Here is a 13,197-nt window from a genome sequence, read left to right as displayed (position 1 = left end):
GGTGAACGAAATGAAGGCGATTACGAAACCATCTAATCACGGCAAGTCTTACAGAGCATTGCGCAGCGCTCGCCGTCAGGCACCTTTCTATTTCATGATGGCACCTGGTTTGATTTTTATTACAATTTTATTTTACATTCCGATGGCCGGTGTTATCATTGCCTTCAAAGATTACAATCCACGCGATGGTATTTTCGGAAGTCCGTGGATGGATCCACTGTTCAAAAACTTTGAGTTTTTCTTTAAATCCGAAGCAGCAAGAACGGTTACCTTCAATACGCTTTTTTACAATCTACTAGAAGCTATTACCGTTACGCTTTGCGCGTTGGCACTGGCTATTCTATTAAGTGAAGTAAAAAACAAAGTTGTTTCTGCTACCTATAAAGGTTCGATTTTGCTGCCAACCTTTCTCTCATGGATTGTGATCCAGTATATTCTTTTCAGCATGCTCAGTGTTGACCGTGGTATTGTCAACAACGTGATTACCGGAAATGGCGGAGAAGCCGTTTACTGGTACAGTGAGCCGTCTTACTGGCGCATCATCATGCCAATTGCCTACCTATGGAAGAATGTCGGTTACTATTCGGTGCTGTATGTTGCGGCGATAGCAGGGATTAATCCCGATTATTATGAAGCTGCCCAATTGGATGGTGCTTCAAATTGGCAACGAATTAAGCACATCACATTGCCACTGTTGAAACCGACCATCATTGTTCTTTCACTGCTATGGGTTGGTAAATTGTTCAATGGTGGTCTAGGCGACTGGAACGGGTTCTACACGCTTCCGAATGATTCGGGTGCTCTGTACCCAGCAACAGATGTTATCGACACACTTGTATTCCGCTCGCTGAAGAAGCTAAATGACTACGGTATGGCGTCAGCAGTTGGTTTATATCAATCGGTAGTTGGTTTCTTCCTTGTGTTGATCTCGAATTATATCATTAAAAAGAAAGATCCCGACAGCGCACTATTTTAATCGATCAAAAAGGATAGAATTCGCACGATCTGATCGATCTGCAGAAACGGATGATGTCTTGAAAAAAGACTTAACGCCGTTTCTATATAAATTGAACTAAAGTTTAACCATTCGCCTTTAGTTCAATTTATGTACATGGGAGGGAAATACATGCTTCTGAGAAAGCTACATTTTTCAAAAATAGTGATTCATCTCATTTTCATTGCACTCAGCCTAGCCTGCATTGTTCCGCTGCTTTTGGTTGTATCCATATCGTTTACTGGCGAGCAATCGCTCATGCTAAATGGATATCATTTCTGGCCCCAAGAGTTCAGCACAGCAGCTTACAAGTATGTATTCAGCGGAGCAAGCTCTATTCTAAATGCATATGGAGTTACGATTTTTGTGACTGTTGTTGGTACACTTTTGCATTTGCTGATTACTTCCATGCTGTCGTATTCGTTGACACGTCCCGAAGTGACTCACCGCAAAGCACTCACTTTCTTCGTGTATCTTCCGGTTCTGTTCAACGGCGGTCTTGTTCCGCAATACATTTTGCTGACGCGCATCCTGCATCTGAAAGATACCATCTGGGTGCTGATTATCGTCTATCTGGTGTCGACGGTTAACGTGCTGATTATGAAAAACTTCTTCCGCACGATTCCGGATTCATTAATTGAGTCAGCGCGAATCGATGGCTCAGGTGAAATCCGTACGTTTTTCAAGATTGCTCTTCCGCTTTCTAAACCATCGCTGGCGACCATCGGTTTGTTTGTAGCCATTGCATACTGGAATGACTGGATGACCGCCTCATTGTACATTGAATCACCAAAACTGCGCCCTCTGCAATATCTGCTCCAATCTTTAATGAATAATATCGGATATTTGCAGGCGAACGCACAAGCTTCACAGTCGATGGAGTCAGCTCTCGGCATGCTGCCTAGTGAAGGCGCGCGCATGGCAACCTGCGTACTCGCCATCGGCCCGATCATTTTGCTGTATCCGCTGCTACAGAAATACTTCGAAAAAGGCTTGACAATAGGCGCAGTAAAAGAGTAATTTCACCGGGAAACTAACCGGAAAATTAAATAAATTCCAGGGGGAACAACTATGAAAAAATTTTTAGTACTTCTGTTGTCCGTAACCATGCTGTCTGCCTTGCTGGCTGGCTGTGGACAGAAAAAAGACGCAGGCTCTACCAACGATCCTGCTGCCGACCCGGCTAAGGAAGAAATGACTGAGCTCAACTTCTACATGATGAACAGCCCCGTCAATGATTTTGACCGCGTCATGAAGAAAGCCAACGAAATTATTGGCAAGGAAATTAATGCGAAACTGAATCTAATTCTTGTAGACAGCAGTACTTATGCCGAGAAAATGAACCTGATGATCAATTCCGGCGACGACTGGGATCTCAGCTTCACTGCTAACTGGGGTGGCATTAACTTCTTTGAAAACGCCGCCAAAGGCGCTTATGCTGACTTGACTGATCTCATTCCTAAATATGCACCGCAAACTTATGCTCGTATCCCTGAAGGACTGTGGGAAGGCGTTAAAGTAGATGGCAAGATCTATGCACTCGTGAACTATCAACAGTGGGGCACAGCCAAACGAGAGGGCTTTAAATTCCGTTCAGATCTTGTAGAGGAAACTGGCTTTGACTGGAAATCCTTAAAAGGCAAACCTACAATCGAGGTACTCGAAAAGATGGGGCCTTTCCTTGGCGATTCTCTGGCAAAACACAAAGATATGATCGGGTTTGAAACCAGCTCCCTTGAAAGCTCAAGCTTATATGCCGGCAATCCATTGTTATGGAACATGGAAGCCGTAGGTGATACGAGCATCCCTGGCTGGATTAACCTTGATCAACCAGACAAAGTTATCAACCAGTTCGAGACAGAAGAATTTGCGAAGTACACTGAAATTATGCGCGACTGGTTCGAAAAAGGTTATGTGCGCAAGGATGGCGCAACGGTAAAAGATACTTCTCCTGACCGTAAAGCAGCCAAATTTGTCGCTGAGAAAACGGGAAGCTGGCCTGACAGCATTGATCATCCTGGTAATTCTGACGCCAGCAATATGTCTATGACAAAAAGCGCAGGCAATGCTCCTGCAGTAACCGTTTCCACGACTCGCACGATGATTCCTGCAGGTGCTGCTTCTACTGCAGCTATTGCAATCAATTCCGAATCCAAACACATTGAAAAAGCGTTGCAGTTAGTTGAACTGCTCAACACCAACGATGAACTGTACAAGCTGATTTCGCTTGGTGAAGAAGGCGTTGACTACAAGTACGACGAAAATGGCAAGTTCACTATGATTGAAGGCAAATACAATTTCAACTTTAACGAATGGCAAATTGGTCAATCTTACAGCCCTAATTTTAACCGTGCTAATTATGACAAGAACAAAGATGGTGAAATCCAAAAAGAGACCCAAAAAATTGTCTTGGAAGCTGACAAAACAGCAGAGATTTCACCTGTAACGGGCTTTGTATTCGACCCTACGCCTGTAAAAACTCAGGTTGCAAACTGCGCTTCAGTTACCAGTGAGATCATTCCGGCACTCAGCTCCGGTTCTATTGATCCTGCAAAAGCATTACCTGAATTCCTCAAGCGCCTGAAAACTGCCGGCGTGGACGACATCATCAAAGAAAAACAGGCTCAATATGACGCCTGGAAAGCAAACAAATAATCTCACGCTCCTTTGTGAAATCCGGTGTATTTCTTTATATCGTACACCGGATTTCTATTTTAATAAGCCTAAAAGAGAGGAACTTAGGTATGCGCTATTCTCTTATGTGTAAATCTTTTACTGGCAGTGAAGTGTTAGACTTTGAGAAAATTTCTGTGAATCTGGAAAACAACCAGTATACTTTTTCGCAGTTCCCGTGTCGTGCTTCGATGACAACGCAAACATTGAAGCATGGAAAACGATTGGATATTACCTTGTCATTTCATGAAGATACGACCTATCCGATGAATTTTTCATTTTCTATGGAAGCGGAGCAATGGGAAAAGAGCAACTATGTGTTGATGCCAGGTGCGGTCTACAATGGCAATCGCTTTGTAAGCGTACCACTTGAGTACCCACCTTATTATCAACCTGCGGAAAATTGCTCTTTTTCGGATGCCGAAGTCATCACTAGCATTCCCCACCTGGATATCGAGAAGATGCAATCGCAAATTTCTTTACTCTCAGGTGATATGACATCCCCCTTATGTGGGTTTTATGATTCTAACGGACAATCCGGTTCTGTTCTATTGGGAGAGCACCAATGCGGCAGTTACTATTCAGGCTTCACCATAAATGAAAATCAAACCGATCGTGAGGCTTCTTTTGTGCTTTCCGTTCCGGGTGTACGTGAAACTAACGCATATTTTTTCGGGGATCAAAACGATGGACTAGGCTTTCGTCCGGATGCCTCTGCTCCTTCGCAAGATACCGGCGCTTTTTTTAAACAAGGTGAAACGCTCACTCTGACTGCCTGTGTCTTTCATTGGCAGCAAATAACTTTACCGGACTTTTTTAAGCTGGTTAACGACGCAAAAACAACTTTGGAAAACCCTACTAATTTTTATAGTGTACCGTTTTATAAGGCGTATACCAGCATCAAAGACAAGTACCAAAAGGAGAACTTTACAGAAGAAGGATATTACTCCGTAGGAACCGACTGGAACATACATCAGCAGTGTTGGCAGGCGGGCTGGATTGGTGGTGGTATCAATAGCTATCCGTTGTTGCTGGAAGATTCATCTGAGGCGCGGCAGCGCGCGCTGTCTACGCTCCGCTTTATTTTTTCGCGCTTACAGCATCCCAGCGGATGGGTGTTCGGCATGTATGGAAACGGAAAATTTTATGGTGACGGTGGCGACAGTAACCCTGACACTATTTTGCTGGTACGAAAAGATGCCGATTTGCTCTATTTCGTGCTGAAGCAGCTATTTTGGCTTTCGGATAACGACCATTCCACGATAGAGTTTGAACAGCCCGTAAAGTCCCTTTGCGATGCATTCGTACGGTTGTTCCATAAATACGGACAGCTCGGACAGTTTATTGATATAGCTACAGAAGAAATCGTGGTAGGTAATTCTGCCGGAGCATGTATGGCTGTAGGCGCGCTGGCACTTGCAAGCGAATATTTTCAGTGTACGGAATACCGTGATGTTGCAGAACAGCTCGGTGAGTATTATTACAACAACTACGTAAAAAAGGGCATGTTAAACGGCTGCCCAGGCGAAATCTGTCAGGCACCTGACAGCGAGGCGGCGTTCGCTATGCTTGAAAGCTATGTGCAACTGTACGAAACGACCCGTAAGAGCATCTGGCTGTCTTATGTAGAAGAAACCTACGAGATTGCCATGACATGGGTTATGAGCTATGACTTTGTGTTCCCTGCGCATAGTACCGCAGCTAAACGCGGTGTGCACAGCAGCGGCACGGTGTTTGCTAACGCACAGAACAAGCACTCTGCGCCAGGTATTTGTACGCTGTCAGGCAACTGTCTGCTCAAACTGTATCGCTTCACAGGCAATGCAAAATATCTACATGATCTTCACGCCATAACACACAGTTTACCGCAATTTGTATCGCTGGCAGAAGATCCGGAGCTGACTCTCGAAAAGAAATATCTGCCCGCAGGCTATATGAACGAGCGCGTGCAGACAAGTGACTGGGAGGGCAAAGAAACCGTTGGGGAGTTCCTCTATGGTTCCAACTGGCCTGAAGTTTCCATGCTGCTTACCTTTGTGGAAATACCGGGTGTCTATGTGGATTTTACAAGCAGGACATTGCAGGTATTTGACCATGTGGAATGCTTGGTTACGCAGTGGAATCCGGATTCTGTATGCCTGGAAATGTATAATCCTACAGCATACAGTACGGTGGTTACGCTGCTTGCGGACGAACGTACAGATGCTCAGCGCGTAACGCATAACTACTTTGAAAAAATGAAACATGTTTCGCTAACAGCCGGACAACGGATACAAATTGAACTGAAAAAATAACAGGAGGTGTTCCTTATGTTGAATATCGGTGTTATTGGATATGGCGTACGGATCGACATGCTGATGGATGATTTGTTCGCACTGCCTTATGAGGTCTGCATCAAGGCCGTAGCGGATACCAACCATGAACGTGTACGGGCTCTGATGAAAAAAGACGGTTCCAAAGAAACGATGCATCACATGGAAATCGATAAAATCGACGGACTTATGCGCAGCTGCGAGATGAATCCAGATACGATTAACTTTTATACGGATGCAGACGAAATGCTGGACAAAGAAAAACTGGACGGCGTGATCGTTGGCACGAACTGCAACACGCATACTTATTTTGCCAAAAAAGTTCTGGAACGCAATCTGCCGCTATTTTTGGAAAAACCAGTGGCCACTTCTATGGCGGATTTGAGAGCGCTTGCCGAGTGCGAAGCGAAAGCAACGGCTCCCACGATTGTTTCGTTCCCGTTGCGCGTCACGCCGCTGGTCCAGGAAGTAAAACGCATTCTGGATGCCGGCACGATTGGCAAGGTAGATCATGTACAGGCATTTAACGATGTAATCTATGGTTATGTATATTTCCACGACTGGTACCGAGATGAATCCGTTTCACACGGACTTTTCCTGCAAAAGGCCACACACGATATCGATGTCATTAACTATCTGCTCAGAGAAGAACCTGTAAAAGTTTGTGCAATGAAATCCAAACAGATTTACAAAGGCGATATGCCAGCTGGTCTGCGATGCAGCGAATGCGACAAATGGGAAACCTGCATGGACAGCACGTACAATATCGTGAATCTGCGCAATGACACTCCGCGCAGCGATTATTGCGGTTTTGCGGTAGACACCGGAAACGAAGACTCCGGCAGCATGATTGTGAAATACACAAGCGGCATGCACGTCATGTATTCGCAGAACTTCTTTGCCCGCAAAGGTGCTGGGCGACGCGGTGCAAGGCTGTACGGCTACAAAGGCACCGTGGAATTCGATTTCTACACGAATGAAATCAAAGTATTTGACCATATGAATGACAAAGTAACCATCGTGCGGCTTGACGATCAAGGTTCGCGTCATGGCGGCGGTGATATTGTACTGATGCGCAATTTTGTACATCTGATGCAAGGCAGAACTACCGAATCCGTTGCCCCGTTAAAAGATGGCATTCGCAGTGCTCTTGTGTGTCTGCAGGCAAAAGCCTCTTCTGAAACCGATGCATTTTATCCTGTCACAATTAAATAAGATATCATTTCCTCTTCTCCCTCAACAATTAACAAACGCTTGGGCTAATTATCGCCCAAGCGTTTGTTGTTTCCTAAGCAAAGTTCAAATGGTTATCGTTGTGCTACCTTAACTGATGCTTGTGATTATTCCATTCTCAATCATAAACTCAACTGTTTCATAACCTTTTAGCTCATTGGGTTTAAACATATTATTCTGGATGGTAACGACACCGGGATTTGTTATGAATTGAATGGTCTTATCCATTTTATTGGAAGTTACCTGCTGTGATGGCAATTGTATAACCCATGTTTTTGCATCAGCATTCTTTGTCAGATCGATAACAATATTGGTAATTCCTGCCTTGTCTTTAACTGCTTTTGCAAAAGCCTTGTTCATTGTTGAGTTATCCAATACCACTTTGCCTGTATTTCCATCTACAGTGACATCAGGGATGATTCTTACGGTTCCATCGTTATCAATGACGATTTCGTGAGTCTTCGTAGGAGGCGTTCCTGGTTCTTTGTCTCCTCCATTTTTCTTTGTTACTGTTACTTCTGCAGTAGCTTTGAGATTTGTTCCGCTCACTGTACCTTGAACTGTAAATTGACCAGTCTTGGAATACTTTGATTCATCAATATGATCCCATGATACGGATACACTCTTTTCAGTATTATCGCTATATAGAGCGATTACTGTAGTTGGCAGTACAGGTGCAGTTCCTTGTTCCGTGCTAACGGTTACTGGTTTGATCGAAGTAATCTCTATAACTGGGCTATTCTCTACAGTAACATTTGCAACAGCCTTCTCATCTGTTCCAGCAATTGCACCATTTACTGCAAATGTACCTGGCTGAGCGTACTTGCTCTCATCTACAGCATCCCAGGTTACCGCTGCTTCACCAGTTGTGTTATCTTCATATACTACAGTTACATTAGCAGGTAATTGAGGAGCTATTCCAACCGTTGTGGAAACAGTCACCGGATGAATGGATTTAATAACGGTTCCTGGATCTACAGTTGATTTCGCACCGTAGGCTTCAAATTCACGGAAACCTGCCCATGCTGGGTTAATACCCAAAGCTGTCACTTTTATAAATTTAACATTCTTAGCGGACCAAGTATCTTCTGTCATACTTTGAGTAACTGGAGTGTTCCACTTATCAACCGTTGTTGTCCAGTTCTCGCCATCCGTAGATACTTCGATTTTATACTTCATCGTACTTGAAGCTGTTTCCCAAGTAATCTTGGAACTCGTTACATCATATTGTGTACCCAAGTCAACTTTCCACCACTGTTCCGTACTTGGATTACTTACGCACCAACGAGTTGATGTTAGACCGTCATTCGCCATCACTGCCGTATTACCTGACTGCTCACTGCTTGCAGTTGCAGGTTTCTTCAATGCAATGTTTGGATCTTCTTTGACTGTAATTTCTGCAACAGCTTTTTTATCCGTACCTTCTATCGTACCATTTACAGTGAACTGACCTTCTTTGCTGATCTGCTCATCAGAAATACGATCCCAAGCAACAGATACAGATCTCTTTGTTTGATCACTTAACGTTACTTCAAGCATGCTTGGAAGTACGGGTACTTTACCAATGACTGTACTTACTTTTACTTCAGGGATTTCAATGATTGCAGCCCCAGGATTTGTTACGATAACAATCGCTTGAGCTTTTACATTCGTACCTTCTACCGTACCCGTTACATTGAATGATCCAACATTCTTGTAACGATCTTCAGCTATTTGATCCCAAGTGACAGGTACATTTATAACTGTACCATTCGAAGTTACCATCTTAGCAGTTGCTGGCATCATAGGTGCAGTTCCTGCTGTCGTGTAAACAGTCATCACTTTGGCATCTACGATCTCTGCTGTTCCGCCAGCTGTTACGGTTACAGTAGCTGTGACAGTTGCATCTTGGACTCCATTAATGAGTCCTACAACTTCAAATGTTCCTACTTCGGCATATTTGGAAGGGGCAATGGCCGGCCATTGAACTGGCAATTCCATTTGTGTGCCATTGCTCAATGTCGCCTTGAAAGTTGCAGGCATTTCCGGATGCATGCCAACTATCGTACTAACTTCAACTTTACCTGATCCAGTTATAGATGGAGCGTCTTGAGCCACTCTCATTTCAGCTACACTCGCCCAACCATTAACTCCTTCTAATGCAGTTAACTTAACGTGAGTAATTGGCTTAGGATTATTAATATTTATAGACTTTGTGTCTGCATTAACCTCCCAATCACCTTCTGCTACCTTCTCAAAACTCACTCCATCGGCACTTGTATACAACTCATATTTCTTTATTATTCCATTTTGCTGGCTTTGTCTTGGAGTAACATCTACTCTTTTAACATTGTAAGCTTTACCTAAATCAAGCGTAATGGATTGTGGTAGTTTATCACTTCCATCCCAAGCTGTGTGCCACAATGAACCTGTGTTTCCATCAAGAACATTTTCAGGGTTATCACCTTCTTGATAACCCGTTGCACTTGCAGTGATACCATCTACAGGTATAACAGATAAGTCAACAGGTGTAATCTGTGGCGGCTCAATGGTAGCATCCTTTGCTTCTTTAACGACGAGATCATCAAGAATAAAGTCTCCTGCTGAATCTCCGGCTGTATTTCTTGTACCGATCCAGAAATCTTCGGTGCTTGCTGTAAATTTAACCGTAAACGGTGTAGGAACGGTAGCCTGTGGCATAGGTACATTTATAATTTCCTTATTACCGTTACCAACAACGAAATTGATCTTCTTATCAAACTGACTTTCATATTTGAATGAAACTTCATACGTAGTTCCTTTATCAAATCTTAAAGTTTGCGGTAATGTTCTCATGATGAGACCGCTACCAGTTTTATGTGACTTAATGGACCATTCACCATTTAATACATCATCAACTGCGTTTCCATTCCAACCTTTTTGTGTGTATGGAGCGTGTAATTCGGATAAATGAGTACGAGGATCACTTACCCCGTCAGCATCTGCTATAACAAATGGAGTCAAACCTTGGTCAACATGTTCAAAATCTTCAGCTACGACTACATCTGGAGATTGCGGTACAACTCTCTCAGTAGGTACGCAGCGAACATCGTCAAAGGTTACAGTCGCTGTTCCTGGAGCTACTTTCAAATACAATGTTGCTGTATCCCGACCAGCTGCTACATCAAATACGACTCTCATTCTCTGCATATTGGTACTGTGCTTGGAGTCAGCTGAGATGTAGTTCATAAGCGGTGAACTTTCCGTATAGTTCGTGATGTCTGCTCCGCCGAAATCTTTCACACCAATCGTCGTTTTACGTTTTGCATTTCCTGCCGTGTTTGGATCACTAGCATTTGTACTGTTTGGTGTATTGCCTACTTGAACATATATGGATGCAGAGTAGGTTCCTGGCTTCAATCCTGATAACTGAGTTTCTAATACGGTTTCTTCTGTATTTTCTTTAACTACTAATTCATATTGTCCGCGATGATTTCGTTCTACTGTTCCTGCTCCGCTCTTTACGTTCCAGTTATCCAGCTTTCCACTGTTGAAGCTAGGATCCTTGGCTGGCATTGCGAATCCCCAATTCATCTCTTCAACCTTAGGCGTAACGTCACCTTTATAAACGACGTATGGCTGTTTTGCAGCTGCGTTTTCAATCGTGATTTTGCCATCAACTACGTTGATAACTTTTTCATCTTTCTTACCTGTATCTGTTAATGTGTATAACTTAACAGTTGATACATTGCTCCAGCTATTTGGAAGCTCCCAAGTCGTTGTTCCACCATTTTCATTGTAGTGATAAAGTTTTTCTTCAGCACCCGATGGTTCGTCTTTTGTCTTATTCGCATTTGGCGACCATGGCAATAAATATTTGAGGTTTGAATACGTTACCTTATCGTACGTGTTACCACCCTCGGAAGCTTTAGTAATTGTTACATTTTCTTCAAGAAGCTTTTTACCATCTTTCGTAAATGTTCTCTTTCCATCTGATGTCCTTTCGGCAACAACATTCCCTTCAAATTCAACTCTTCCCACATTGTTATTTACGTCGTACTTCGTCATAGGGAAACTTTGTAGATATTTCGTTGGCAGGTTTGTTTTGAATACAACATTGATCATTTCATCATAATCTACTCTTCCCACCCATCCTTCCGCATCCGTTGACTCCGTGCCGCCTAGGATTGGATGGCGACCGATCCACGTATCTTTCTGGTGATTTCGCACAAATCTTGCGATATCACTGCTATATCCCTTGGTGCCCTTACCGCCGTAATCGTAGTCAACAGCCCAATGATCCCACACGGCTTCATCTTCTAATACACTCGGAAACTCCGTCATTAGCGCCCAGCCAAAAGAATTTACTTCTCTTGCAAATCTTCTTCCGTTAAAGCCCTGTTCATACCATGCATCCGCATAAATAAAATCAAGTGTCGGCGCATCGGCTTTTAACATCTGTAATCGATTCATTCGGTTGCCCGTATAAACTTCTCTACGGTAGGTTGGATCATCAAAGTCATAGGATAAGTCAAGCCAGTCCCAACCAAATTTATTTAAATTAACCAATTGATCATCAAAAGCCTTTGCTTCCGGGTGTGCACCTGTACCACTAATATGTACACCCATGAATGCATTATAGTTCTGTGCTTCTCTTACAAGCGTATCCATATCCTTCTGTCCGCCCTGACGAACACCGATATGTCCGCCGTAATCCGGATGGGCGGAGTCATGCCCTTCAGCTTGGTAACCCTTTAATTCCACCCACTGCCCAAGACCATCCGTCGATAGATAAATTCGCTTCGTTTCATCTAAAGTCTTGAGAAATGGATTTGTTGCCTGGCTAGAAAAGTTAAATGGTATACGGTGAACAACAAGTTCGGACATGCGATCACTGCCTACAGGATTGTTCATGATATCACGAAATGCTACAGCTGCATCCTGCCAATCCAATTTCGCATCCGCATTTGCGTCCTCTGTGATAACTACTTTAGTATGTGGCAATGGTTCAGTTATATCATTAGGCATGTTATTCCCACGGTATACCCATGAAGCACTCCACAAAGCTGTACGGGAGTAATCGGTTTTCTTGGTCGTCTGCTTCACAATACGGTGGTTGTCATTGTCTGCATCAGCACCGGTATCACCATATGCATTGGACCAAACCCCTGCTGCCAGTTGATCATTGTTGATGAACGCGTACATATAGTTTCTTGGAGTAGTATCTACGGCAGGAGTTCCTGATACATCTTGATACACATCGCCTTTTTTATAGACAGCGGTTTCCATTCTGGAACCGGCAAATTTGGCACCCGCTTCTGTACTTCTTACCGATACCAAGCTATGGTCTGGAAATTCAATGGTGTGTATTCTTGCTGTACCATTCTCTTCCACCTTTGTTACTTCAAAATCAAGTGTATTCTTTTTTACTGTCATTGTTAGATTGATGACTACATTCAGCTCATCAACAGTTAGCACATAGTGGGCTTTGTCTGCCTCTTCTGTGTACGTCACTTTCGGTACATAGTCTGTTCCGTTGATTCTGATTTTGTTCAATACTTCTTCTGAACCATGAAGCACTTTGTTATTTATCTCATACTTGATTACTCTTGGGAAACTCTGATCTAATTCAACAGACATTTCATTGGATGTTATGATTCCATCATTACTTGCAGCAGCATCCGCAATTCCTGAATATACTGGTATCGTAATGCTAATCAACTGTGCAGAAGCTACCACAATAGCTAAGTTTTTCATTACCTTTGACAGTGACATTTATTTACCTCCCTTGGGTTTCATCCATTCATTTCCAATACCTTTCAAGCAATGGCTATGAAGTCAGCATCACCTCCTTTGAGTTCGACTCATTGCACAATAGTGGAACCGCTTACAATATATTAACGAACGATTTCTGTCTACATCATACTCTCCCACCATGGATAGGTTAATGATGATAATTTAGATTTCTTGATCAATTTTACGGTAAGCGTCAAATAAAAACCCCCTTCAGCACACTCGCAGCTCACG

Annotated in this window: 6 protein-coding genes; 5 read left to right on the top strand and 1 reads right to left on the bottom strand. The window is 43.3% G+C overall.

Annotated elements, in window-relative coordinates:
- Positions 1 to 10: 10 nt before the first annotated feature.
- From MUG84_RS00990 to MUG84_RS00970, 5 genes are all read left to right on the top strand, one after another.
- Positions 11 to 976: an ABC transporter permease gene (locus MUG84_RS00990; RefSeq protein ID WP_244717935.1), complete on the top strand. Its 966-nt coding sequence runs from the start codon at positions 11 to 13 to the stop codon at positions 974 to 976.
- Positions 977 to 1,126: 150 nt separating this feature from the next.
- Positions 1,127 to 2,014: a carbohydrate ABC transporter permease gene (locus MUG84_RS00985; protein ID WP_244717932.1), complete on the top strand. Its 888-nt coding sequence runs from the start codon at positions 1,127 to 1,129 to the stop codon at positions 2,012 to 2,014.
- Between the two features lie 51 nt (positions 2,015 to 2,065).
- Positions 2,066 to 3,649, top strand: a complete 1,584-nt coding sequence (locus MUG84_RS00980; protein ID WP_244717929.1) for an ABC transporter substrate-binding protein — start codon at positions 2,066 to 2,068, stop codon at positions 3,647 to 3,649.
- A gap of 89 nt (positions 3,650 to 3,738) precedes the next feature.
- Positions 3,739 to 5,961, top strand: coding sequence for a hypothetical protein (locus MUG84_RS00975; protein WP_244717926.1), 2,223 nt, complete (start codon positions 3,739 to 3,741; stop codon positions 5,959 to 5,961).
- 15 nt (positions 5,962 to 5,976) lie between these two features.
- Entirely contained in the window at positions 5,977 to 7,194 is a 1,218-nt protein-coding gene (locus tag MUG84_RS00970; RefSeq protein WP_244717908.1) for a Gfo/Idh/MocA family protein, read from the top strand.
- A 108-nt stretch (positions 7,195 to 7,302) separates the two neighbouring features.
- Here MUG84_RS00970 and MUG84_RS00965 read toward each other — a convergent pair whose 3' ends face one another.
- A complete protein-coding gene (locus MUG84_RS00965; protein ID WP_244717905.1) occupies positions 7,303 to 12,945 on the bottom strand; it encodes an endo-alpha-N-acetylgalactosaminidase family protein in 5,643 nt (1,880 codons plus the stop codon).
- Between the last annotated feature and the right edge of the window lie 252 nt (positions 12,946 to 13,197).

Origin of the sequence: Paenibacillus mangrovi, from assembly GCF_022898935.1 — a bacterium.
Lineage (GTDB): Bacteria > Bacillota > Bacilli > Paenibacillales > Paenibacillaceae > Paenibacillus_AQ > Paenibacillus_AQ mangrovi.
The sequence above is the reverse complement of the archived record's forward strand: the minus strand, read 5'-3'. Positions and strand labels throughout refer to the sequence as shown.